This window comes from Photobacterium sp. R1, from assembly GCF_054600795.1.
In genome coordinates this window covers 1-261 of record NZ_BAAHZP010000664.1, presented here as the reverse complement: position 1 = coordinate 261, position 261 = coordinate 1, and the positions used below count along the sequence as shown (strand labels likewise).

General features: G+C 49.4%; 1 pseudogene. It reads right to left on the bottom strand.

Going from position 1 to position 261, the window contains the following annotated elements:
- Window positions 1-261, bottom strand: a pseudogene (locus ACYP03_RS26735) (UDP-N-acetylglucosamine--undecaprenyl-phosphate N-acetylglucosaminephosphotransferase); the annotation flags it as partial.

Below are 261 nucleotides of genomic sequence, written 5' to 3'. Positions count from 1 at the left end.
TCATAAAGCTCAGCAGCATCATGGGTTCATTGAACTGCGACAAATCAGACCAAATCCCGATTCCCGCCATACTTGCAGCCAGACCACAAATCACCACTAGAGTCATGAATGGCGACAACCCAATACGCTGACAAATATGGTGCAGATGTTCACGATCCGGCTTAAAGGGCGACTGGCCTTTACGAATTCGGCGAATCATGATGGTGGCCATATCCATGAGCGGTAAAGCAATTAACCACAAGGCAGTGACCGGGCGCATAG